Annotated in this window: 23 protein-coding genes; 11 read left to right on the top strand and 12 right to left on the bottom strand. The window is 44.9% G+C overall.

What is annotated here, in order from left to right:
• Positions 1-14: 14 nt before the first annotated feature.
• Together DX060_RS03700 and DX060_RS03705 are read right to left on the bottom strand one after the other, a co-directional pair.
• On the bottom strand, positions 15-221 hold the full coding sequence (locus tag DX060_RS03700) for a hypothetical protein (protein WP_115011214.1): 207 nt from the start codon (positions 219-221) through the stop codon (positions 15-17).
• Positions 222-395: 174 nt separating this feature from the next.
• Entirely contained in the window at positions 396-1,046 is a 651-nt protein-coding gene (locus DX060_RS03705) for a DUF305 domain-containing protein (RefSeq protein ID WP_115011215.1), read from the bottom strand.
• A gap of 212 nt (positions 1,047-1,258) precedes the next feature.
• Between DX060_RS03705 and DX060_RS03710 the strand changes: the two genes are divergently transcribed.
• Positions 1,259-3,490 (top strand): TonB-dependent receptor, encoded by a 2,232-nt coding sequence (locus DX060_RS03710; RefSeq protein WP_115011216.1) that lies wholly within the window; start codon positions 1,259-1,261, stop codon positions 3,488-3,490.
• Between the two features lie 104 nt (positions 3,491-3,594).
• Here DX060_RS03710 and DX060_RS03715 read toward each other — a convergent pair whose 3' ends face one another.
• Positions 3,595-4,509, bottom strand: a complete 915-nt coding sequence (locus DX060_RS03715) for an NAD(P)H-dependent glycerol-3-phosphate dehydrogenase (RefSeq protein WP_115012289.1) — start codon at positions 4,507-4,509, stop codon at positions 3,595-3,597.
• 341 nt (positions 4,510-4,850) lie between these two features.
• Between DX060_RS03715 and argF the strand changes: the two genes are divergently transcribed.
• The 10 genes from argF (at position 4,851) to DX060_RS03760 (ending at position 12,684) form a co-directional block, all read left to right on the top strand.
• The gene (gene argF, locus DX060_RS03720; protein WP_115011217.1) at positions 4,851-5,870 is read left to right on the top strand and encodes an ornithine carbamoyltransferase; all 1,020 of its coding nucleotides are present in this window, start codon (positions 4,851-4,853) and stop codon (positions 5,868-5,870) included.
• Positions 5,846-6,292, top strand: a complete 447-nt coding sequence (locus tag DX060_RS03725) for a DUF2603 domain-containing protein (protein WP_115011218.1) — start codon at positions 5,846-5,848, stop codon at positions 6,290-6,292. The genes argF and DX060_RS03725 overlap by 25 nt, the downstream gene beginning before the upstream one ends.
• Complete coding sequence (hemN, locus tag DX060_RS03730) at positions 6,289-7,686, top strand: oxygen-independent coproporphyrinogen III oxidase (RefSeq protein ID WP_115011219.1); 1,398 nt, start codon at positions 6,289-6,291, stop codon at positions 7,684-7,686. The genes DX060_RS03725 and hemN overlap by 4 nt, the downstream gene beginning before the upstream one ends.
• Complete coding sequence (locus tag DX060_RS11880) at positions 7,683-9,086, top strand: (Fe-S)-binding protein (protein WP_258552181.1); 1,404 nt, start codon at positions 7,683-7,685, stop codon at positions 9,084-9,086. The genes hemN and DX060_RS11880 overlap by 4 nt, the downstream gene beginning before the upstream one ends.
• Before the next feature lie 33 nt (positions 9,087-9,119).
• The gene (locus tag DX060_RS11240; protein ID WP_181814172.1) at positions 9,120-9,272 is read left to right on the top strand and encodes a hypothetical protein; all 153 of its coding nucleotides are present in this window, start codon (positions 9,120-9,122) and stop codon (positions 9,270-9,272) included.
• A 52-nt stretch (positions 9,273-9,324) separates the two neighbouring features.
• Positions 9,325-10,128: a type II restriction endonuclease gene (locus DX060_RS03740; protein ID WP_115011220.1), complete on the top strand. Its 804-nt coding sequence runs from the start codon at positions 9,325-9,327 to the stop codon at positions 10,126-10,128.
• Complete coding sequence (locus DX060_RS03745; RefSeq protein ID WP_115011221.1) at positions 10,125-11,009, top strand: DNA adenine methylase; 885 nt, start codon at positions 10,125-10,127, stop codon at positions 11,007-11,009. Before DX060_RS03740 ends, DX060_RS03745 begins: the two co-directional genes overlap by 4 nt.
• Positions 11,010-11,141: 132 nt before the next feature.
• The gene (locus DX060_RS03750) at positions 11,142-11,336 is read left to right on the top strand and encodes a hypothetical protein (RefSeq protein ID WP_115011222.1); all 195 of its coding nucleotides are present in this window, start codon (positions 11,142-11,144) and stop codon (positions 11,334-11,336) included.
• Complete coding sequence (locus DX060_RS03755) at positions 11,333-11,716, top strand: type II toxin-antitoxin system death-on-curing family toxin (protein ID WP_115011223.1); 384 nt, start codon at positions 11,333-11,335, stop codon at positions 11,714-11,716. Before DX060_RS03750 ends, DX060_RS03755 begins: the two co-directional genes overlap by 4 nt.
• The gene (locus tag DX060_RS03760; protein ID WP_115011224.1) at positions 11,713-12,684 is read left to right on the top strand and encodes a hypothetical protein; all 972 of its coding nucleotides are present in this window, start codon (positions 11,713-11,715) and stop codon (positions 12,682-12,684) included. The genes DX060_RS03755 and DX060_RS03760 overlap by 4 nt, the downstream gene beginning before the upstream one ends.
• Before the next feature lie 15 nt (positions 12,685-12,699).
• Here DX060_RS03760 and DX060_RS03765 read toward each other — a convergent pair whose 3' ends face one another.
• The 9 genes from DX060_RS03765 to DX060_RS03805 form a co-directional block, all read right to left on the bottom strand.
• Positions 12,700-13,011: a DUF779 domain-containing protein gene (locus DX060_RS03765; RefSeq protein WP_181814173.1), complete on the bottom strand. Its 312-nt coding sequence runs from the start codon at positions 13,009-13,011 to the stop codon at positions 12,700-12,702.
• Between the two features lie 80 nt (positions 13,012-13,091).
• On the bottom strand, positions 13,092-13,589 hold the full coding sequence (gene tpx, locus DX060_RS03770) for a thiol peroxidase (RefSeq protein ID WP_115011226.1): 498 nt from the start codon (positions 13,587-13,589) through the stop codon (positions 13,092-13,094).
• Between the two features lie 51 nt (positions 13,590-13,640).
• Positions 13,641-14,690, bottom strand: coding sequence for an alcohol dehydrogenase AdhP (gene adhP / locus DX060_RS03775; protein WP_220176688.1), 1,050 nt, complete (start codon positions 14,688-14,690; stop codon positions 13,641-13,643).
• 28 nt (positions 14,691-14,718) lie between these two features.
• Complete coding sequence (gene exaC / locus DX060_RS03780) at positions 14,719-16,227, bottom strand: acetaldehyde dehydrogenase ExaC (RefSeq protein ID WP_115011227.1); 1,509 nt, start codon at positions 16,225-16,227, stop codon at positions 14,719-14,721.
• 179 nt (positions 16,228-16,406) lie between these two features.
• On the bottom strand, positions 16,407-17,660 hold the full coding sequence (locus tag DX060_RS03785; protein ID WP_115011228.1) for a glutamate-5-semialdehyde dehydrogenase: 1,254 nt from the start codon (positions 17,658-17,660) through the stop codon (positions 16,407-16,409).
• A gap of 9 nt (positions 17,661-17,669) precedes the next feature.
• Positions 17,670-18,848: a glutamate 5-kinase gene (proB, locus tag DX060_RS03790; protein WP_115011229.1), complete on the bottom strand. Its 1,179-nt coding sequence runs from the start codon at positions 18,846-18,848 to the stop codon at positions 17,670-17,672.
• Positions 18,845-20,890 (bottom strand): hypothetical protein, encoded by a 2,046-nt coding sequence (locus DX060_RS03795; protein WP_115011230.1) that lies wholly within the window; start codon positions 20,888-20,890, stop codon positions 18,845-18,847. The genes proB and DX060_RS03795 overlap by 4 nt, the downstream gene beginning before the upstream one ends.
• A gap of 19 nt (positions 20,891-20,909) precedes the next feature.
• Positions 20,910-22,610, bottom strand: a complete 1,701-nt coding sequence (gene folP, locus DX060_RS03800; RefSeq protein ID WP_115011231.1) for a dihydropteroate synthase — start codon at positions 22,608-22,610, stop codon at positions 20,910-20,912.
• Complete coding sequence (locus DX060_RS03805; protein WP_115011232.1) at positions 22,597-23,232, bottom strand: DNA polymerase III subunit delta'; 636 nt, start codon at positions 23,230-23,232, stop codon at positions 22,597-22,599. Before DX060_RS03805 ends, folP begins: the two co-directional genes overlap by 14 nt.
• Positions 23,233-23,235 lie beyond the last annotated feature (3 nt).

Raw genomic sequence — 23,235 nt, forward strand, 5'->3', positions numbered from 1 at the left:
AGAATCCGTGTTTGTTATGGATCGCCACGCGGTGCAGAAGCACCGCTCGCGATGACAAAAGAGACTTTCACACTAGAATCCACTTTTGAAACACCCACCGCCCCGCCGCAAAGCGTAGCTTCTTTAGTAACCATAAAAACATAAAAAGTGGATTCTAGGGGGTTTAGGCTTGTTTCATCACCGCTTTGGGATTCTAGCTGCGCAAGCTGAATCCTTGTCAAAAAGTGGATTCTAGTATAAAGCTTCTGCGGCTATAAGTGTGAGATAAGTTTGTGTGGGTGTGGTGGCTTGTGGGGTTCTAGGATAGGGGCTAGGATCTAGGATCTACAAGCTTATCAATGCCTAGCAGTAGCGATCTGCTAGGCGCGATATTTGCGTGAGCTTGTCAAGCTTTGTTATCTGTCAAGCAGTGTTGCAAACTGCTTGATTTCATCTTCTTGAGCGGCGATGATTTCTTTAGCGATTTTTGTAATAGTGGCATTATTTGTAATGCTTAATATCTGCTTTGCTGCATCAATCGCGCCTTGATGATGGGCGATCATAGCTTTCATATACGCGCGCTCTAGCGTTTCATTGCTATCAAGCTTTGCCATCTCTTGCATCATTACTTCCATATCGCTTTTGGCTTGTTTGACAAACTGCTGGTATTGCTCTTGCGGTAGTGTCTGCTTAAGCTGCTTTTCATCGCGCAAAAGCTTAGTAAAGTATAGGATCTCTTTTTCTTGTGCTGTGATGATGTTTTGAGCGAGTTGTTTAAGTGTGGGATTTAGATCCTTGCTTGCGATGAGCTTCTTTGATGAGAGGATCGCGCCTTGGTGGTGAGGGATCATATTTTTGATGAAATCCACATTTACCTCCCCACTCTCTACAAACTCTGTCTCTAGCATTGGGGCGTGCATCGCATCTAGGACTTCTTGTGTGCTGGATTTTAGGGCTTGGGCTGTATGTGTGTGGCTTGGAGTATGTGTGCTGTGATTGGCAGGGTCTGCCATAGATAGCTGGATAAGCATACTAGCGGCTATGCAGGATATGGCTATTTTCTTCATATAAGCTCCTTGTGGTTAAATGGGAGTTGCATTCTAATATCACTTGGCTAATCAATCGCCACGCACGCCTTACCCCCTAGTCAAAAGATAGAATCTACACTATATTTATCTTTTTGATATTACTAATATAAATAACTTAATACCATAGTAAGAAACAATAAACTATAATCATACCTTGATCGCACAATCAAACGATAGAGCAAAGGATAGTAATGACACATAAAGCGACCCTAGCCACCGCGCTTGTAGCAAGCATAGCTACGCAAGTTTCAGCCACCGCGCAAGAGCCACAAACCCCCCAAGAGACAAAGAGCTTGCAGCCTGTTACTACAATCGCTGCCAAAATCCCCACACCCATAGAGCAAGCCCCAGGTAATACCAGCATAATCAACAAGCACGATATTGCTATCCGCCCTAATTATCGCTTCACCGATACACTGCGCGGACACGAGGGCGTGCTTCAGCCTAAGGGCAGGGGTATGGAGACCTTTGATGGCGCGATGATTCGCGGGATCAATAATGGTGCGCTGCTAATGGTAGATGGCGTGATTTTAAACGACATCAACAACAACACCAAAATGCTCACCACAATGCGCGCACACGACTTGGAGCGCGTAGAAATCACGCGTGGGGCTAGCTCGGCTCTGTATGGTTCAGGCGCGCTTAGTGGGGCTATCAATTTCATCACTGCTATGCCTGATTCGCTCTCTGTGTATGGCAGCCTAGGCTATGGGAATCCATTTAGCCAAAATGGCGCACCAGAGAATTTAACAAACTGGTATCTAAGCGTGGGGGATAGCTTCTTTGATAAATCCTTGCGCGTGAAAGCCACTTATGGTGGGAGCTTTTCTAGCGGCTATGCTGCGGATAATGCGTGGGTCAATGCTAGTGGCGATAATGGCATAGGCGGCTTAAGCGGTAGCGTGCCATCGCACAAAACCGATGGCACACCGATTGTGCTTGTGGGGGATATGGGACGCCAGCGATATGCCACACACGATGCAAAAATCAAAGCCCAAGCAGATATTGGGAGTAGTGGCGTGCTAGATGCGTGGGTGCAATACTCTAGCTACAACTATATCCACCACCGCCAGCAAAGCTTCCTGCGCGATGAAAATGGCAATGTCGCGTGGGGTAATGCCACAAGCCCAAACAGCACACAAGGCAGCGCACCTTATGCGTTTGTCGGCGGTATGGGCAATGAAATCTACAACCAAGTCATCTCCGCACTAAGCTATACACACTACTTTGGTAGCAATGAGTGGCGCACAAGCCTAAATCACACTTATGGCAATGATATTTGGGCTGGTCCTAGCGGCGGGGCTTCGCCCTTTGGCGGAGCTGGGAGCAAGCAAGATCACCACTACAACACACTCAATGTTGAAAGCACTTTTACCCTGCGTTTGTCCCAAGCCCATAGCCTGCTCTTTGGCGTGCAGGAGCGATATAGCGGCTATAAGCAAAATGCCTATAATCTTAGCGATTGGCGCGATTTTGCCTCTAGCACCGCACTTAGCAAGACAATCACCGGGACGCATAATTTCCTAGGCGTGTTTGTGCATTATCAAGCTGCGTGGAGCAAATATTTTAGCACCGGGCTTAGCGGGCGGTGGGATTTATGGCAGGGCTTTAACTACACAGACACCACCAAACCCAATGCCCCAAATGCTACGCATAATCAATTCTCCCCAAAGCTTTCGCTAAATTTCACGCCCTTTTCTAGCGACTATGCCACGACAATCATCAAGGCTTCAGGGGGTAGCTCATTTCGCGCCCCTACTTTCAACCAAAAATTCCGCGACTATATCCGCAACGATGGCGTCCAGACTTCGGGCAATCCACACCTAAAGCCAGAAGAGCTCTATAGCTATGATATAGGGCTAGAGCAGTCCTTATACCCAGAATCCACTTTTGCCGCGCAACTCAAGCTCTACTACTTTGATAGCTTTTTCACCAATGCCATAACCACCATCGGCAAAAATTTAGAAAACGCCCAAAAAGCCCGCATAAACGGCATAGAGCTATCATATAGGCAAAAGCTCTTTGGCTATGGGGGGCTGTTTGCTAGCTATACGCTCTACAATGCCAAACTTACCCAAGATCTCATATCAGGCAGCCAAGTAATAGCAGCGGGCAATCGCCTACCCGGAGTCCCAGAGCATTCAGGCTATGTGCAGCTCTACTATGATGATGGCAGGCTCTTTGGATCGCTTTCTTGTGAGATGGCAAGCAAGCGGTATAAAGACTTAGATAATGCAAGCCAAAAGGTGTGGGGCGTGTATTCTAGCAGTGATGCTTACTATTTGCTTGATATGCGGCTAGGGTATAGATTCCAGCACCTTGAGCTAAGTGCTAATTTTACTAACTTGCTTGACTACCAATATTATGCCTACTACCGCGCCCCGGGCAGGGCATTTTACCTAGAAGTAGCAAGTAGATTCTAGGGAGTAGCTAGGTGCAATGAGCTTTATGGGGGGTTTGGGAGATGATAATAACTACTCCAAATCCCCATATCACGCTAATGTTATCTCTAAGATCAAATCTTTTGCTAGTCCCTTTGTGCCATAAGGGCTAGAATCCCCTCTCTACACGGCTTGCCATTTAGGATTTGCACCACTTCATTGACAATGGGTGTGTAGATGTCTTTGCGTGTGGCGATTGTGTGGATAGCGCGTGCGGTGCGCACTCCTTCAGCTACCTCGCCTATTTCTTCTAGCACGCTTTGCAGCGACTTACCTTGCGCAAGCCCTAGCCCCACGCGGTAGTTGCGCGAGAGTGTAGAGCCAGCTGTCAAAAACAAATCCCCCGAGCCAGAGAGACCTAAAAATGTCTCCGTCTTTGCCCCAAACACTCGCCCAAATCGCTCCATCTCCACAAGCCCACGAGCAAGCAAGGCGGCTTTAGCATTATTGCCAAGCCCTAAGCCATCGCTTATCCCGCCGGCAATGGCTATGACATTTTTGTATGCTCCTGCGATTTCCGCGCCTACTAAATCATCGCCTACATACATTTTCATAAAGCTAGGAAATGCTGTGCTAAAGCTCTGTGCTATGCGCGGATCTTGCGCGTGGATAGCCACGGCACAGGGCAGGCACTGGCGCACTTCTTTGGCGAAGCTTGGACCACTAAGCGCGCAGATATTCTTAGGATCCATAAATTCCGCCGCGATTTGATGCACAAATGCCCCACTTTGCTCCTCTATGCCCTTTGAGGCAAAGAGATAGAATGCGCGTGGGTTTTTGGGCATTGTGGCAAGGAACTCACGCAGATACGCCACGCTAATGGCGATCACTATAAGCTCCGCTTCACACGCTTCTTCTAGGCTCACTTGCCTAATGCCAAAGGGTGTCCCCCACTTATCATCTAGCTTGCGCCGTGAAAAGATCCGCACCTCTTGCTTATGCGCTAGAGCAAATGCCAGCGCGCTGCCCCACGCTCCACCACCACATACACTAATCATCATTCCACCTATGTATTGTTTGCTTATATTATAGACAAATTCTAGCGTTTGTGTGATACCTAGCATAGCCGCCTTTACACTAGAATCCACTTTTGTGCTGCGGATCGCCACGCAAGCACTACCGCACTTGCTCGCGATGACAAATTTGGGCTTTTTCTTAGAATCCACCTTAGAATCCACTTTTCATAAAAGTGGATTCTAGCTTTTGCTCTGTGTTTGCCTGCCCTCCTAAAACTAAGCAGTATTTTAGTGATTTTCAAGTATATTTAACCCTTTTAGCTGAAGACACAAGCCCCATATAGCACAGAAAGCAAAGCCCATAAGGATTAAAAGGATCAGGAAGTATGCGACATTTTCTCACACTCAAAGATTTTAGCAAAGCGGAGTTGTATGAGATCATCACGCTAGCTTTTGTGCATAAGCACGCCAAGTCTCATTATAGAGACTTTGTGCCGCCACATTTGCGCACAGCTAGCTTGCGCGATAAAAATGTCGCCTTAATTTTTGAGAAGCCCTCTACTCGCACGCGCGTGAGCTTTGAAGCAGGGATCAATCAGCTAGGGGGCAGGGCGATTGTGCTTATGGGCAAAGATACGCAAATCGGGCGAGGTGAGCCAATCAGCGATACAGCAAGAGTGCTTAGCGGTATGGTAGATATGGTGATGGTGCGGACATTTTGCCAAGAGACTTTAGAAGAGCTAGCGCGCTTTAGCACGATCCCTGTGATCAATGGACTCACAGACTCCTACCACCCAGCCCAAGTGCTAGCAGATGTGCTGACAATGCTAGAATGTGGATTCTACCTTGATGACTTTGCTCCCTATTATGCGGAATTTATAGGACATAATCCCAACGCCCCCAAGCTCCCTGCTCGCGTAGGATCCCCCATAGTCGCCTATATCGGTGATGGCAATAATATGGCGCATTCGTGGCTTAATTGCGCGGCGATTTTGGGGCTAGAGTTTCGGCTTGCCACGCCTAAGGGCTATGAAGCTAAAGAGCATATTTGTGCATCTGCCACAGAGCTTGCCAAGCACTCACAAGCTACAATCACCTATACCAACGACCCTATTGCAGCAGTTAGAAATGCGCATATCATCATCACCGATACTTGGGTATCAATGGGGCAAGAGGAGCAAAAGCAGCGTAAATTGCGCGATTTTGCAGGCTTTTGTGTTGATAGCACGCTTATGGGCTATGCGGATTCTAAGGCGATATTCTTGCACTGCTTGCCAGCATATCGTGGCTATGAGGTGAGTGAAGAAGTCATCGAGAGTGCGCAGAGCAAAGTGTGGCTAGAAGCGCACAATCGACTTTATATCCAACAAGGAATTATGCTATGGCTACTAGCTCAAAGCAACTAAACGCAGCGCAGATTTTCCACTCCAATAATCTTGCTAAAGCAAGCAAAATCTCTAGCACGCAGATATTGCTTAATTTAGAAAAAGGTGAGTTTAATCCGCAAGAAGCGTGGTTTATCGAAGATGATGAGGGGCAAGAATATGTCGTAATGCCGCAAAATATCTTAAAGCATATTATCGGCATTATCCGCACCGCCCACGAAGAAAAGCTCTACCTAGAGCTATCCCGCGATATTAGTCAAAATATCCCCATAGATTTTGATGATGTGATGGCAGTAGCCCTAGAAAATATCGAGTCCAAACGCCTGCCCGATGGCTCTCTGCCTAAAATCAACACCAAATCCCTAGTAAAGACGATCAAAAAGCAGTATCCAAATCTTTTCCTAACACTGCCAGAGCGATTTCTCTCAAAAGGTATGCGATGAAAGTAGATTCTAGCACTGCCATAGACTTTGCATTTTTGGCACGCTACTCGACCCAAGCCCCACGCTACACAAGCTACCCCACTGCCGTGGAATTTACCCAAGATTTTAGCTATGATGATTTAAAGCAAGCCTTTCAACGCAGCGATCAAAGGGCAAAAGTGGATTCTACTCCGCTCTCACTCTATGTGCATTTGCCATTTTGCCGCAGTGCCTGCTACTTTTGTGGCTGCAATGTCATCTACACAAGCAAAGAAGACAAAAAAGACCGCTACATAGCGTATCTACAAAAGGAGCTAGCGATTATATCAAGCCTGCTAGATACGACAAGAGAGGTGGTGCAGCTGCACTTTGGTGGGGGGACGCCGAGCTTTTTTGATGAGAAGCAATTAGCACGAGTGATAGAGCTTGTGCGCAAAAGCTTCCCCAATTTTGCGAGCAATGCAGAGGTGAGCTGTGAGATTGACCCGCGCTATTTCACGCCTAAGCAAATGCAGGCTCTGCGTGCAGGTGGGTTTAATCGCCTAAGCTTTGGGGTGCAAGACTTTGATGAAGCAGTGCAAGAAGCGGTGCATAGATTCCAGAGTGTAGAGCTTGTGCAAAGGGCTGTAACAATCGCTAGAAATGCCGGCATTAGCTCGATCAATTTTGATCTTATCTATGGCTTGCCTAATCAAAGTGTGAAAAGCTTTATGCAAACGCTAGAAAAGGTGGTAAGCCTAGATCCAGATCGCCTAGCGATTTTCAACTACGCCCATATCCCGTGGATGAAAAAGACTATGCGCAAAATCGATGAAAACGCCCTGCCAAGCCCAGAAAGCAAGCTTGAGATACTACAATCCACGATTGATTTTCTCACGCAAAAAGGCTTTATGATGATTGGTATGGATCACTTTGCCAAAAAGAGCGATGAGCTCTACCACGCGCTAGAGTCGCACTCTTTGCGCCGCAATTTTCAAGGATACACGACTCGTGGATTTTCACAGACGATTGGCATAGGGCTGACTTCTATCGGCGAGGGCTATGACTATTACGCGCAAAATACCAAAGACCTAGCCGAGTATGAAAAAGCCATAGATCAGGGCAGGCTGCCGCTAGAGAGAGGAATTGCCCTAAGTGAAGAAGATAGAATGCGCAAAAGTGTCATTATGGAGCTTATGAATAATCTATGCATAGAGTTCGCGCCTTTTGCGCAGCAGTGGGGGCGTGATTTTAGGGCGTATTTTGCCAAAGAGCTAGCGCGCCTACAAGAATACATCGAGCTAGGCATTTTGCTCCATAATGAAAAGGGGCTTTACACCACGCCCACAGGAGCTATGCTTATCCGCAATATCGCTATGGTCTTTGATACCTACCTAGAGAAATCCCAAAAACGCGCCTTTAGTAAGACAATATGATAGATTTTAAAGCAGTTTCTCAAGCGTGTGTGAAATGCGGCAAATGTATCCCTAGCTGCACGATTTATCAAATCCATAGAGAAGAAGTAACTTCACCTAGGGGGTATTTGGATCTCGTAGGGGCGTATGCTAGGGGGGAGCTGCAGCTTGATAAGCTTGCAAAAGAGTATTTTGAATCCTGCTTTTTATGCACCACTTGCGTGCAAGCCTGCCCATCAAATCTTGGTGTCGATGTAGCCATTGAGCAAATCCGCATAGACATTGCCCAGCAGTATGGGATCGCGTGGTATAAAAGGGCGTATTTTTTCTTGCTAAAGCACCGCAAGCTTATGGATATGGTCTTTCGCATAGTAGCCTTTATCTCGCCCTGTGTGTTTAAGCAAGGCAAGCAGGGCAATACTCTGCCCTTTAGCAAGCGCGTGATCTTTCCCTTTGGCAAAAAAAGCTTTCTTAACACTTACAGCGGGCTGATCCCAGCTAGTGCGCCTAAATCCCAGAATCTAGCGCATAATAAAGTGGCGATTTTTATCGGCTGCTTGGCGAATTATAACTACCAAAATGTCGGCATAAGCTTGCTAAAAATCCTAGATAAGCTAGGGATTGACGCGCTTGTGCCAAGCCAGGAGTGCTGCGGTGCGCCAGCATTTTTCACCGGCGATATTGCAAGTGTGCTAACGCTCATTAAGCGCAATATCGAGTATTTTGAGAGCTTTATTGATGAGGTAGATGCGATCTTAATCCCAGAGGCGACTTGCGCGGCTATGCTTATGCACGATTGGGAAAACGCCCTAAAGCGCGATGAGCAAGCACACACGCTGATCCCGCGTCTGCGCAAGCTTACAAGCAAAATGGCTATGGCAAGCCAGTGGCTCTACCACCACACTACTCTTGCTACCCTGCTAGAATCCTTGAGGGATTCGGCTTGTGGGCTAGAATCGGGGATTTCATCGCCGCGCGAGCTCGATAGACCTCAAGTCTTATCTCACCCGCACGGCTCGAAAAACCCCAATTCTAGCTCCACAATCCTAGAATCCCGCAGCCCCACCATCACCTACCACGACCCCTGCCACGCCAAAAAGGTGCTAAAAATCCACCGCGAGCCGCGAGCCTTGCTAGCAAAATCGCACCGCATTATCGAGATGAGCGAGCCAGATAGATGCTGCGGCTTTGGCGGGGTGAGTATGCAAAGTGATCGCTACAAGCTCACGCTACAAGCTGGCGCGCCAAAGGCACAGATGATAGCTAGCACGCAAGCCCACATTGTCAGCGCAGAGTGCAGCGCGTGCAGAATGCAGCTTACCAACGCCCTAGCCCAAGCCCAAGTTAGCACGAAGTTTATGCACCCCCTAGAGTTAATCGCTAGCGATTTAGACTCTTGCACTTTAGCCCCCCAGCTCTAACCCCAAAGAGCCGACCCACGCCAAAGGACCCCAATGTATCCCCTAAATCTCCCCGAAGAAGAGCTTAAAAACAAAGTGGTGGCTGATTTTTTCAGCCCAAATCCACAAAATGAGCTTATAAAGCTTGATAAAGATTCTAAAGCCCTGATTCTAGGGCGGATTGATTTTATTAGCCCTCAATCATAGGCTTAAAAAGAATATCTTAGATAGAATCTATAAAAACTTACAAGGATATTGTATGGATAAGCAAGAATTCAAAGAAAAATTTAGAATCTTTCTTAACACTTTAGAAAATAAACTTTGTGAAAATGCAGAGTGGAAAATTAAAGGGTTTATTGATAGTGATAAAAGTATTTTTTCACTATCAAATGACACAAAGCTAATTTCTAAAATTTTAGAAATCCATATTTTCCCCTTTATAGCAGAATTTGCAAAAACAAATTGTTTTGACATTATTTTACCCACTCATCAAAATTATTATCCAGACCTATCTTTTGTATCACAAAAAGATTCTACAATTAAGTTCGCACTTGATTTAAAAACAACTTATCGCAATGAAAAAAATCCACATTTATGCAATGGCTTTACTCTAGGCTCACACGGAGAATATTTTAGAAATAGAAACTCAAATAAAAATATTCAATTTCCTTACAAAGAATATTTAGGGCATTTTTGCCTAGGTGTGATTTATGATAGGGTTTTCATTGATGAGTTGCAAAGATATGAATTACAAGATTTAAACACAATCCAATCAGTGATAAAAAATCTTACTTTATTTTTTGTTGAAAAATATAAAATTGCAAGTGATTCTAGTGGCAGTGGCAATACTGCAAACATAGGAAGTATTAAAAATATCGATGATATTGTCAATGAAAGAGGTGTATTTGCAGAGCTTGGAGAAAATATATTTGATGATTATTGGATAAATTATGGGCAAATAAATATCACGGATTCTAAAGGTAATGTAAAAAAGATTACAAAACTTTCTGAATATTTAGCATATAGAGGCAAAAGTGGGAGAGAAATGGGAGATAAGATATGAAAACTCTTATTCCACCTCTTAAAATTCAAGGTATTAAAAGTAAGCTTGTCGCCCATATTAAGAGCCACATTTCTTGGAATTATCAGGGAATGTATTTTGAGCCTTTTATGGGTAGTGGTGTTGTGGGGTTTAATATCGCACCAAAAAGAGCAGTTTTTAGCGATAACAATCCTCATATTATTCATTTTTATCAAGCTATACAGCAAGGTATTATCAGTCGAGATTCTATTAGGGAATATCTTTATAAAGAAAGTTTATTTTTACAAAAAGATGGGCAAAAACACTACGCAAAAGTAAGGGAACGATTTAATCAAAATCACAATCCTTTTGATTTTTTATTTCTCAATCGCAGTTGTTTTAATGGGCTAATGCGTTTTAATGCAAAAGGCGGATTTAATGTGCCTTATTGCAAAAAAGATTCCCGCTTTTCTCAAGGTTATATCACAAAAATCGCTAATCAAGTAGATTGGGTAAGCAAACTTATACAAAACAATAACTATGAGTTCAGAATCTGTGATTTTACAGATAGCTTACAGATGGCAAAAAGGGGGGATTTTATCTATTGCGACCCACCTTATATTGATAGACACTCGGATTATTTTAATGCGTGGAATGAGAATAAGGAAAATGAGCTTTTTTGTCTTTTAAAGGCGACAAAAGCACAATTTATGCTATCCACTTGGCATAGCAATCAATATAGAGAGAATATCTATTTTGATACATTTTGGAAAAATTTTCATAGCGATATAATTGAGCATTTTTATCATTTAGGAGCAAGTGAAAACAATAGAAACTCCATTAAGGAGTTATTAGTAAAAAACTATATTAACGATATTGTAGCAAATACTAATCATCTCACACAACAATCATTATTTGAATAATAAAACAATAAAGCTGCGGTTGTTCCAATGTCAAAGGCAACTTCCCATAGGCTTTTTAGTATGGGATTTAAGTGGGGCGGAATAAGGCTTAAAAAATTTTTGCTAAAATTCAAGCAAAAAAAGGAGTAGAAAATGACTTTGATACTAGAAAATGTAGATTCTAAACTTTTGCAAGTGATTGAAAGCCTAAAGGGCTTAAAAAGTGATTTAAAGATTATCAAAGAGCTAGAATCTAAAAGCGATTTTGAAAGTGTAAGAGAGCAGTTACAAAGCAAACTACAAGACCCAGAGATTCGCTCAGTATTTGAAAGGCTAAAAGATAAATGAGATATTTAAGCTTACAAGAAGTGCAAAAAATCCACGATGATATGCTAGATGAAATAGGCGGACTAAAAGGGGCAAATCCTAAGCAAATCGCCCTTTTAGATTCCGCACTAACACAAATCCAAAATGATGACTACTACCCAAGCTTTATAGACAAGCTTACGCATTTAATGTTTGCCTGTGTGAAGTTCCACCCCTTTGCAGACGGGAATAAACGCACCACATTACTTATAGGCGATGCGTTTATAATGCTAAATCACAAAGCCACACCAAAGGACTTTTACCAAAAGCTAGAAGATGTAATTGTAAGCGTAGCAAGTGATGAGCTAAGCAAAGACGAGTTAGCACAGATTCTAAGTGCTATGCTAAAAGGCGTTGAATGAAAAGCAGCATAACCCTAGATATTTTTGATGAAAATGGGGCGAGTTTAGGGAAAAAGAGATTTTATACAACGCTAGATAAACACAAATCCTTGAATCAATGGTGGGTTAATTTTAAAGATTCTGCAAATGAAATGCTAGGGTTAATTTCAAATTATCCAAGTGATTTTCAAAATCAGCAAAAAGTTTGTTTGCTATCAAAACCCCTAGCAAGATATTGTCTTAATATCACGCAAAATAATCTTATCCCATTTTCTGTCTATTTCTCTGTCCGCCATTGTATCCCGCATACTTGGATAAATCACAACGACCAATTCCTAAACCCAAATAAAAAATGGGAAAAGGACACAGAGTTTCAAAATGATTGCCTTGCCTTTATGCTATTTCACGGAAAAAATAGAATCACTGCTAAAGAGGGCATAAATCACTTTATCCCCTTTAGCGAAAAAGAGCTAAACACACAAGAAGCCTTTGAATCTCACTTTATGCAAGACTTCTTGCGGGGCAAAGTAAAGCAAGAGCAGTCATTGCGAGGCAGTGGCAACGCCACAACGAAGCAATCCAAAAATACAAGCATAGATTGCCACGCCGACAAGTCGGCTCGCAATGACAAAGTAAAATCTAAGCCCCTGCAAACAAGATTATTTAGCGATGAGCTAGAATCTACCTTTATCCCCACAAAGCCACTAGAGTTTAGCGATGAAGCAAAAGAAGTGCTACAAGCAGGAAAAGAGCTTTTCAAGCACTACCACAAACAAGCAAAAGATGAGAAAAACTACAATCCAAATGCCGCACTCTATGATATCAAAGCCCACTTTCAAGGCTTTAATGATAAAGGTAAGATGAACTCTCCCCAAAAAGCCCAAGATGAAGCCTACAAAGAAAAACTAGGCATACTCAACTACGCCCTAAAAGAATTAGCCAAAAAGATAGAAGTAAAAGTCTATGAATATGAATTTTTACTGCCATAAAACACAAATAGCAACTTACACCACCACAAAGCGCATATTTGTTTCATACTCTAAAGAATATTCATTTGCTAGTCCTTCTTCTGCGCTAAGATGAAAAGTCCTGCCTTGATAGAAATCTGCTTGACTTTGATGTGTCCATAGCTCTATGCCATTGCCACTTCTAGCGATACACACATCATTGCTACCAAGTGTAAAATCCTTTTTCGCATAGCATAAGGGCACGGAGCCATCGCAGCAGCCAAAACTTTGATAAAACAAAACCGCTCCGTGCAAGGATTCTAGCTTATCAATGAGAGCTTGTGCTTTGTCATCGATCAACATTTCCATCATATCTCCTTTGATAAAAGCTTGTGATAGGGCTTGTGGTAATTGATAGGGTGGGGTAAGGCTAGGGGGTGTCCCCTAGCTTATGCGTGTAGGGCTTTTAATGCAGCATCATAATCTGGCTCATCGGCGATCTCTTTACAAATTTCTTGATACACCACCTTGCCTTCAGTATTTACGATAAGCACAGCACGAGTAAGTAAGCCCTCAAACATTCCATCTGTAAGCAATAGCCCATACACCTTACCAAATAGATTATCTTTATAATCACTTAGCATAGAGATATTGCTAATGCCATCAGCTACGCAAAATCGATCTAGTGCAAAAGGTATATCCACCGATACGCACACTATCTCTACATTCGCAAGTGAAGATACCTTTTGATAAAAGGTGCGTGTTTGTGTTTGGCACACGCCTCCATCAATGCTTGGGATAACGCTAATAAGCTGATACTTACCAGTTGCTCCGCCAATTTTATGTGGCGCGAAATCTTTGCCTGTGAGATACACAATAGGAGCAAACTGCCCTACTTCAATAGGCTTGCCATAGAGACTTACCGCTTTTCCTTGTAGTGTTACCATACTAGCTCCTTTAGATAGCTTTGTGCCTGCGCGTCAAGCGCGCAAGCAGTCTTAGGCTCCCATATCAAGGACCATACGCCCTTCAATCTGCCCTTTTCTCATTTTGTCAAAGACTTCATTGACTTGCTCAAGCTTCACAGCTGCACTTACATGCGCTTTTACACGCCCTGTTTGTGCAAACTCAATCGCCTCTTGCAGATCAAGCCTTGTGCCGACAATCGAGCCACGCACGGTTACACCATTAAGGATCATTCCAAAAATTTCAAGAGGGAATTCTCCCGGTGGCAAGCCGTTCATCGCGACAGTTCCGCCTCTTCTAGCGATTTTCACTGCTTGTTCAAATGCTTTAGGCGATACCGCGGTAACTAAAACGCCGTGTGTCCCGCCTTTAGTCTCTTTTCTAATTTTTTCGACAACATCTTCTGTCTTTGCATTTGCTACGACTTCAGCACCATAGCGTTTTGCAAGCTCGAGCTTATCATCAGCAACATCAACTGCGGCAATTCTTAGCCCCATAGCCTTTGCATACTGCACAGCTAGGTGTCCAAGTCCGCCAATACCAGAGATTGTTACCCATTCACCGGGCTTTGCTTCTGTCATCTTAAGCCCCTTATACACTGTAACACCAGCACACAAAATAGGAGCTAGGTCAATGAGCTCTTTATGGCTAAGCTTGGGATCACACACGCCTACATAGTTCGCATCAGCGACTGCATATTCTGCAAAGCCACCATTCACAGAGTATCCACCATTTTTTTGACTCTCGCAAAGTGTCTCCCAACCGCCAAAGCAATGCTCGCAATGCCCACAAGCACTATATAGCCAAGGGATCCCAACAATATCGCCAATTTTTAAATGCGTAACACCATCACCTAGCTCGACGATTTTGCCAATGCCCTCGTGTCCGGGGATAAGATTTGACTTGGGTTTGATGGGCCAGTCGCCATCGACTGCGTGTAAATCTGTATGGCACACACCACACGCTTCAATTTTCACAAGAACTTCCCCTGCTTTTGGGCGTGGGACTTCAACTTCTTCTATCACTAAAGGCTTGCCAAATTCTTTAGAAACCGCTGCTTTCATTGTTTTTGGAATACTCATAATATATCCTTTCATTTAAGTGTATGGATTAAAAAAATCCAAGTTTGTTGATAGAGTAGCTCACTAGCACATTTTTTGTTTGCTGATAATGCTCTAGCATCATCTTGTGTGTTTCTCTACCGATTCCAGACTGCTTGTATCCACCAAAGGCTGCGTGTGCGGGGTATGCGTGGTAGCAATTTGTCCATACACGCCCTGCCTGTATGCCTCTGCCAAAGCGATAGGCTCTATTTATATCCCTTGTCCAAACCGCACTGCCCAAGCCATAAATCGTGTCATTAGCGATTTCTAGGGCTTCGCGATCGTCTTTAAAGGTCGTTACCGCTAGCACAGGACCAAAGATTTCTTCTTGGAAGATTTTCATCTTATTGTGCCCTTTAAAGATTGTAGGCTTAATGTAGCAGCCATTTGCTAGCTCGCCTCCTAGGTTATTCCTTTCACCGCCGATGAGACATTGCGCACCTTCTTGCTTCCCTGCTTCAATGTAGCTAAGGATTGTTTTGACTTGATTTTCATCAACTTGTGCGCCCATCATCGTATCAGCGTGCAAAGGATTGCCTATTTTTATGGCTTCCACGCGTTTTAAGACCTTTTCCATAAATTTGTCATAAATCTTTTCGTGGATTAAGGCGCGACTTGGGCAGGTGCAAACTTCTCCTTGATTAAAGGCAAATAGCACCAAGCCCTCAACGGCTTTATCCAAATACTCATCTTCGTGTTCAAACACATCTTCAAAGAAAATATTTGGCGATTTACCACCAAGCTCTAGTGTGCAGGGGATAATGTTTTCTGTGGCAAACTGCATAATCTGCCGTCCAACACCCGTAGAGCCTGTAAATGCAACTTTGGCGATGCGTGGATTAGTCGCAAGAGCTTTTCCAATCTTGCCTCCACTTCCATTGACGATATTTACAACTCCTTCAGGCAGCAAGTCCGCAATCACATCAAAAAGCACTAAAATGCTCGCTGGTGTGGGGCTTGCTGGCTTTAGCACGACACAATTTCCTGCTGCTAAGGCTGGAGCTAGCTTCCACGCTGCCATTAGGATAGGAAAATTCCAAGGGATAATCTGCCCTACAACGCCCAAAGGCTCGTGAAAATGATATGCCACTGTGTCATTATCAATCTCACAAATACTACCTTCTTGCGCTCTAATGCACCCTGCAAAATAGCGGAAATGATCCACTGCTAAGGGAATATCAGCATTTAGCGTTTCTCGAATAGCCTTGCCGTTATCCCAAGTCTCTGCATAGGCGATTTTCTCTAAATTTGCCTCAATCCTATCAGCGATTTTTAGCAAGATATTAGATCGCTCTGCTGGACTTGTCTCGCCCCATTTTTGCCTAGCCTTATGCGCGGCATCTAACGCTAGCTCTATATCCTCCTCGCTTGATAGCGGGACTTTACAAAGTGTCTTGCCATTGATAGGGCTTTTGTTGTCGCTATACGCGCCTTTCACAGGAGCAACCCATTTGCCGCCAATGAAGTTTTCATACTGCGGTTTAAACACATTGCTGATGTTTTCGTATTGACTCATTGTGCACCTCTCTGTTCAAAATTTCACCCTAGGGCTTAGTAACAGAGTAGTCTAAATAGGATATATATATAATAATAAATCAAAAAATATGGCAAAAAAGTAGATAAAAGTTACATTATTTGGTGATGACTAAAATCGCAAACTATTGCAGCCGCACCCAAAATCCATAAGTGCGATGCTTAGATTCTAATGCTGCCATTGCCGTGGATAAGGTATTTTGTCGTGGTTAAATGCACGGCTCCCATAGGTCCGCGTGCGTGGAGCTTTTGCGTGGAGATTCCCATTTCAGCACCTAGTCCTAGCTCGCCACCATCATTAAAACGACTAGAGGCATTCACAAACACAGCGCTTGCATCAATGCGCCCGCAAAATAGCTCCGCGGCCTCTAAATCCTGCGTGATGATGATTTCACTATGTTTAGAGCCGTATTTATCGATATGCTCTAAAGCTTGCTCTATGGATTCTATGATTTTTAGCGCGATGATTTTGTCTCCAAACTCTGTGCCAAAGTCATTTGCACTAGCAAGCTCTAGCCCATCTTTGTCTCCAAGCAGTGTTAGCACTTCTTGCTGCGCTCGCACACACACGCCATTTGCTAGCAGTGTCGCTACCAAATCTGGCAAGATCTCCCCCACACAATCGCGGTGGATTAGAATGCACTCAATAGCATTGCAAGCACTTGGGCGTGAAGCTTTGGCATTTAGGCATATATCTAGTGTGTGCTGCTTTTTAGCAGAGCGATCAATATAGGCGTGGCATACGCCTTTGTCGTGGAAAATTACAGGGATTTTGCTATGGGTGGTTACAAACTCGATTAGCCCAGCTCCACCGCGCGGGATCACCACATCGATAAACTCGCGCTGCTGCAAGATTGTAGCTAAGTCTTCTCTAGCAATAAGCCCAAGGGATTGCACGCATTCTTTTGGGAGGGAGCTAGAATCTAGTGCGCGGTGGATACAAGCAAGCAAGGCGGTGTTTGAGTGGTGGGCTTCTTTACCGCCTTTTAGCAAGATCGCATTGCCCGATTTGATACATAAAGCCGCGGTATCAATCGTTACATTTGGGCGGGATTCATAGATGATACATACTACGCCTAGCGGGATTCTAACTTGCGCGATACTAATCCCACTAGGGCGCACGCCACCGCTGATAATCTCGCCTAGCACTTCTGGCTGGGATCTAATCTCTTTAACGGCTTGGATCATACTTGTAATCGCGCTATCATCAAGCCTTAAGCGATCAATCATCGCTGGTGAAAGTCCGTTTGCACGCGCATTTGCGAGATCTTTGGCATTTTCTTCTTGCAAAATAGCGCGGCTCTTTTCTAGCTCATTTGCTAGGGCTTCTAGCGCGTGGTTGCGCATTTTGGCACTGCTTTGGGCTAGAGTCTTACTTGCTTGCTGTAATGCTTGTAGCGTGTTTGCATACTCCATAAATATCCTTTACTCCAAGATCGCCATATCATCGCGGTGGATTAGGCAGTCGCCATAGCTCTGCCCTAGAATTGTCGCAATATCTTTAGAATCTCTGCCGATGATCTGCGCACAATCATAGCTGCTATATCGTATTTTGCCTCGAGCAAACTCCGCGCCTGCCCTATCACACACACTTACTACCCATCCTATCTCAAAGCTCCCTATCACTTCTAGCACACCTTTTGGCAAAAGTGATTTCCCCTCCTGCAAAGCAGCCTTTGCTCCAGAATCCACAATAAGCCTGCCCCTAGGGATCGCCACATAGCCGATATAAAATCGCCGCTTTTTTATCGCATTAGTCGGCAAGTGAAAGTAAGTGCCGACATCTTCGCCATTGAAAAACTTAGCGATATTATCCGCTTCTGTGCCTTTGATGATAGCGACATTGCAGCCTGCTTGCATAGCTGTTTTAGCAGCCTTTAGCTTGCTTGCCATACCGCCTGTGCCGACACTATTTTCTGCGCTTTGTTCTGCTAGGCTTGTGATTTGCTCGCTTATTTCTACCACTTCGCTAATGCGCGTGGCATTTGGATTGGTGGCGGGATTTGCGTTATAAAGCCCATCGACATCAGAGAGTATTAGCAGCAAATCTGCGCCAATCATACTTGCTACAAGCGCGGCTAGATTGTCATTATCCCCAAAGGTCTCGATATATTTTAGCTCATCAACTAGCACAGGGTCATTTTCGTTAATGATAGGGATAGTCCCTAGCTCTAGCAGGCGCGTGAGAGTCGCGCTTGCGTAGAGATAGTGCTTGGGGTGTGAGAGATCATCTTTGGTTAGTAGAATCTGGGCGATATGCAAAGAGTGCTTGCTAAAGGCTTGCTCATAGTGCCACAGCAAGTGTGCTTGCCCCACTGCCGCGCAGGCTTGCTTATCGATCATATCTTTGGGGCGGCTGGGGAAGCCTAGCAGGCTAAAGCCGCTTGCCACCGCCCCTGAAGAGACGATGAGTATGTCGCTAATGTCTTGCTTAAGGCGTGCAATTTGCGCACAAAGGGCATTAAGCCGCTCCACTTGCACGCAGGCTTTGTGCGATTCTCTCACGCTAGAATCTAGAGGGTTTGTTAGGATAGAGCTGCCGATTTTTATCACAAGGCGTTTGCACTCTATGGATCGTGGGCTAGAGTGCGTGTGCTTACTCATTTAAACAGCCCCTTAAGCGCATCAATCGCCTTATCTTTATGCTTATCAATGTGCCTATCAAGCTCTTTTTGGATCGCTTGAGTAGCCTTCTTGCGTGCTAGCTCACTAAAATCCACTTCCACTCTAGGCGAGCCTATCGCGCCTTGTAGAAGCACATCGACAGAGTCTTGCTTTATCGCGGTTTTTAGCTTGGCATTGATGGTGGATCGCTCTAGATCTATTAGGATATTATCCCCTTGCATAGAGAAATCCCCGCTTTTTGCGCCAAATTTTGCATTAAGCTTGGTGGAGTTATCGATTTGTGATTCAAATCCCACGCCATTAAAGAGCAAGCCTGTAATGTCTAAATTTGTGTATTGCTGCAAGGATCTTGTGAAGTCATTTTTGGTGAAGTGTCCATTAGATAGCACAAGGCGCATAGTGCCATTTGCGCCATTTTCGCCCGAGATGACAGAGAGATCGCCATTTGCCTTGGCACTAAAGATCTGGGGATATTGGAGCATTTTTAGCAGTGAAATCGTATCCACATCGTGGAGCTTGGCACTAAGCTCCTTGCCTTTAAGCTTGGCATCAAGCTGCCCGCCTAAGCTTTGTGTGTGGAAATCTGCTTGGATAGATTCTGCGATTTTTATCTTGCCATCGGCTTCAAGCTTGCCAGCAAGCTCGATCCCTGTTAGGAATTTTAGGGCTTTTAGGCTTGGGATTGTGATGGTATAGGGCGTGGCGATTGTGGTGGAGCTAAGGTCAATGGCAATGGGATTTAGCGCGAGATTAGCTAAAGTGGATTCTAGGGTGAAGTCTGCCTCGCCTACGCCTTTTAGCAGCCGCGCATTGCTCTTGTAGCTAAAGGGCGTATTTGGCATTGCTAGGTCAAACTCGCGCTTTATCACATCGCCCATTATCACACCCTTTAGGCTAGAGATCACTTGCGCACTTATGCCTTTATCTAAATCCCACACCTCTCCGCTTGCATCTTCTAGTCCGGTGGCGTATTTGGGGAGGTAGAGCATAGAGAATAGCTGCTCGATTTTTAGGTGCTTTATATCAAAGCTGATTTTCTTAGGCGCAAAGGATTCTAGCAGGGCAGTATAAGTGGTGCTAGAGCCTGCTACATCACTTTTGCCAGAAATTTTCATCTGTGAAGAGCCACCGATCATCTCGCCATTGGTGCGCAAAGCCCCGCGCACTTTTGTCCCCACAAGGGGCGTGAAAGCACTAATATCGCTAAGATCGATAGTATAAGTGCTTTTTGTAAGCAAGGACGAGAGTTGCGTAATGCCACTTGAGATGATTTTGCCTACATTGGCATTAAAGGCGAGATTGTGCTTAATGCTATCCATATCAAAGATCGCGCTAAGGTTGGCATTCCAGCTTGTGCGGGGGATTGCTATATCAAAGTCTTTTTGTATCAGCTCTTGTGAGAATCCACCTTGTGTGATAGCTAGCGCGGCTTGTCCGCTGAAGTTTGGCTCTTTATCTTGTGTGCCGCTAATATCAGCTTGTAGCCCCAAAACTCCGCTGATATAGGGCTTTTGCCCAAGCATTGCTAAAAGCTCATTGATCCTTAGAGCAGTAATATCAGCAGTGATTTGTGTGGGCTTAAGGTCATAGAGGCTAGCTTGAAGGCTGCTTTTTGAGCGTGCGATGTCGCTAGTGGCGTTGATGGTTAGGGTGTCAAATATCTTGCCTTGTGCCTTAGCACGCACTTCAAACGCTCCTGCTAGCTCTATGCCTGCTAGCTCCCCAAAAAGCGAAATATCATTAGCATCAACAAGCAGATCAAAATCCACTCCTAGCGTGAAGAGATTATAATCTCCGTGTAGATCGATGATGAGCTTTTGCCCATTTGTTAGCACGATTTGCGCACCTGTAAGCCCTAGGGAGAATCTCTCTAGCACAAGCGGCAGGGGCGAGTGCTTGTTGATTTGGGATTGGATAATGGGCTTAATGATCATATTGCCAATAGGACTAAAGACAAAGATATACACAAGCAGCACAAGTGCTGCTAGAATCCCACATAGCCAAAGCAAAAACTTTTTCACAAAAACTCCTTATAGTAAATTACAAATCACTAGGCAAAAGACTAGGCTGCGCATACGCGCGAAAGATCTTTAGCATATCGCTATGCTCTTTATAATGATGAGCGCGGATAATATCTGCGCCATTTTGCAAAGCTAGCAAATGCAGGCTCAAAGTCCCACTTAAGCGGTCGTGTGGATTTGGCGCATCGATGATCTCGCCTATAGTGCTTTTTTGACTAGCTCCTACAAGCAGCCTTTTGCCAAAGTGCTTGAAATGCGCTAAATGCTGGATTAGGGCGAGATTTTGCGCGCTATTTTTGGCAAAGCCAAAGCCGATGTCTAAAATCACCTCGCCCACATTGTTGGATTCTAGTAGCTCAAGCTTACGGGAGAAAAACTCATCTACTTCGTTAATAAGGTGCGTATAGTGGGCTAGGCTTGCCATAGTCTCTGGCGTGCCTTTTGTGTGCATTAGGATAAAATCCGCGCCAAAGTCTCTTACCACTGCTGGCATATCGCTATCGCTTAGTGCGCGGACATCATTGACTATGGTAAATCCGGATTCTAGCGCGTAGGCGGCGGTTTTGGCATTGTAAGTATCGATAGAGAAGCGTGCTTTGCTGTTTAGATTTTCTGCTTTGATATAGGCGCATACTTCTTTAAGGCGTGCGATTTCTTCTTGTGCGGAGATGATAGGGGAGCCCGGGCGAGAGCTTGCCGCGCCGATGTCAATGAGCCTAGCACCTTGTGCGAGTAGCTCTTGTATGGATTCTATGGCGCGTGTGGCTGTGTGGCGTGATGGGGCGTAGAAGCTGTCGGGGGTTAGGTTGATAATCGCCATAATGGCTTTGTGCGTTTTGGGCGATTCAGCTTTCGGGCTAGAATCGGGGATTTCATCGCCGCTCGATAGACACCCAAGTCTTATCTCCTTGCGCGGCTTGCAAAGCCCCGATTTACTAAAGAAACTGCGGCTGTGTCCCGATTTCTCATCTACAATCCTAGAATCCTTTGTGGAGTTGCTTAGAGTTGGGGCGTTTTGGGCAGAAAAACTAGAATCCACTTTTTTACTTGCGGTGCTTTTTTCTGTCATTGCGAGACACTGCGTAGCAGTGGCGTGGCAATCCATAGTTTTTGCGGTAGCAAAAATGGGAGTATCACTAGAATCCGCTTTTTGCAATGTTTGTATTTCTTGTGCTTTTTGTGCTGTTTTTTCAAAAGTGGATTCTAGGGGGTTGGTTTTATTTTCAGCTGTTTCTGTAAAACCGCTGTGGGATTCTAGGTTTTGCGATGAGAAAGCAGGGTTGTGCAGTGGCGAGCAAGGAGATAAGACTTGGGTGTCTATCGACGAAGCGAGCCACAAACTCCCTGCTTTATCGCGCAAAGCCGAATCCCTGTTGTGCCCAGAATCCAAGTGAGCTTGTAAAGTGTGGCTTAGCAACTTCAGCCCAAATGGCTGGACTCTACACTTAGCGATCACGCGCTCAAGCTGGGATCTTGTGGCGATAAGTAGGGCATTGTAGGGGGGATTTTGGCTAAGGATCGCATCTCTTGGCGTGGCGAGATCGCCTCCTACACTTAGCAGCTCTTGCTTTAGGATATGGAGCTGTGGCACGGATAAATCGTGCAGAAAAAAGAGAAAAATCTCCCCCTTTTTGCGCATAATCTTCGCCCCAGCGCGATCAGCTCCTATGGATTCTAGTGTGCTTCTTAAAAACTCTGGCGCGATCCTAGTGCAGTGCATTAGCTACTCTCTTTTTGTGAGATGTGGCATAAATCATTAGCAAGAGATTTAGGCATACAAGGTGCTTGGGGCGGTAGTTTTCTAGCTGGGCTAATGCGCTATCAAACATCGCTAGCTCTTTTTCATCAAGCGTAATGCCCTCCGCGGCGACAGAGTGCAGCAGTGATGCGACAAGCTGCCTGCCGTGGATCTTGCTATCTTGCGTGTCTTTTGCCAGCGCGGTTGTGTAGGTGTAGATGGATTCTAGGCTTAGGGTGGAGAGTGTGAGAGAAAATGGCTTGCTTGGCTCTTTGACTCGCTTATCAGTAAGCAAGCAGCGCGAGCGGATCGTGGGGATAAAGGCGGTTTTGTTGCGCGAGATTAGGATAAATTGTATATGAGCTGGTGGCTCTTCTAGGATTTTTAGCAGAGCATTTTGGGCTTCTATGCGGAAAGAATGCCCCGCGATGATAAAGGTCGTTTTAGTATCGGTGGCTATGTGGGCTTGGGCTATGATGTCGTGGATATGCTTGATCTGGATTTCGCTCTCTTCATACACGCGCACATCGCTAGGATTTAGTGTCGAGGTGTAATGCTCTACTTCTTCTTCTATGGTATTGACCAAGATAATCTCTGCTATCAATTA

It is taken from the genome of Helicobacter canis, from assembly GCF_900451095.1.
GTDB classification, from domain to species: domain Bacteria; phylum Campylobacterota; class Campylobacteria; order Campylobacterales; family Helicobacteraceae; genus Helicobacter_B; species Helicobacter_B zhangjianzhongii.

Bases quoted from the DNA above. Each gene is read 5' to 3' on its own strand.
- DX060_RS03705 (WP_115011215.1), bottom strand. From the start codon at position 1,046: ATGAAGAAAATAGCCATATCCTGCATAGCCGCTAGTATGCTTATCCAG.
- DX060_RS03710 (WP_115011216.1), top strand. From the start codon at position 1,259: ATGACACATAAAGCGACCCTAGCCACCGCGCTTGTAGCAAGCATAGCT.
- DX060_RS03715 (WP_115012289.1), bottom strand. From the start codon at position 4,509: ATGATGATTAGTGTATGTGGTGGTGGAGCGTGGGGCAGCGCGCTGGCA.
- argF (WP_115011217.1), top strand. From the start codon at position 4,851: ATGCGACATTTTCTCACACTCAAAGATTTTAGCAAAGCGGAGTTGTAT.
- DX060_RS03725 (WP_115011218.1), top strand. From the start codon at position 5,846: ATGGCTACTAGCTCAAAGCAACTAAACGCAGCGCAGATTTTCCACTCC.
- hemN (WP_115011219.1), top strand. From the start codon at position 6,289: ATGAAAGTAGATTCTAGCACTGCCATAGACTTTGCATTTTTGGCACGC.
- DX060_RS11880 (WP_258552181.1), top strand. From the start codon at position 7,683: ATGATAGATTTTAAAGCAGTTTCTCAAGCGTGTGTGAAATGCGGCAAA.
- DX060_RS11240 (WP_181814172.1), top strand. From the start codon at position 9,120: ATGTATCCCCTAAATCTCCCCGAAGAAGAGCTTAAAAACAAAGTGGTG.
- DX060_RS03740 (WP_115011220.1), top strand. From the start codon at position 9,325: ATGGATAAGCAAGAATTCAAAGAAAAATTTAGAATCTTTCTTAACACT.
- DX060_RS03745 (WP_115011221.1), top strand. From the start codon at position 10,125: ATGAAAACTCTTATTCCACCTCTTAAAATTCAAGGTATTAAAAGTAAG.
- DX060_RS03750 (WP_115011222.1), top strand. From the start codon at position 11,142: ATGACTTTGATACTAGAAAATGTAGATTCTAAACTTTTGCAAGTGATT.
- DX060_RS03755 (WP_115011223.1), top strand. From the start codon at position 11,333: ATGAGATATTTAAGCTTACAAGAAGTGCAAAAAATCCACGATGATATG.
- DX060_RS03760 (WP_115011224.1), top strand. From the start codon at position 11,713: ATGAAAAGCAGCATAACCCTAGATATTTTTGATGAAAATGGGGCGAGT.
- DX060_RS03765 (WP_181814173.1), bottom strand. From the start codon at position 13,011: ATGGAAATGTTGATCGATGACAAAGCACAAGCTCTCATTGATAAGCTA.
- tpx (WP_115011226.1), bottom strand. From the start codon at position 13,589: ATGGTAACACTACAAGGAAAAGCGGTAAGTCTCTATGGCAAGCCTATT.
- adhP (WP_220176688.1), bottom strand. From the start codon at position 14,690: ATGAGTATTCCAAAAACAATGAAAGCAGCGGTTTCTAAAGAATTTGGC.
- exaC (WP_115011227.1), bottom strand. From the start codon at position 16,227: ATGAGTCAATACGAAAACATCAGCAATGTGTTTAAACCGCAGTATGAA.
- DX060_RS03785 (WP_115011228.1), bottom strand. From the start codon at position 17,660: ATGGAGTATGCAAACACGCTACAAGCATTACAGCAAGCAAGTAAGACT.
- proB (WP_115011229.1), bottom strand. From the start codon at position 18,848: ATGAGTAAGCACACGCACTCTAGCCCACGATCCATAGAGTGCAAACGC.
- folP (WP_115011231.1), bottom strand. From the start codon at position 22,610: ATGCACTGCACTAGGATCGCGCCAGAGTTTTTAAGAAGCACACTAGAA.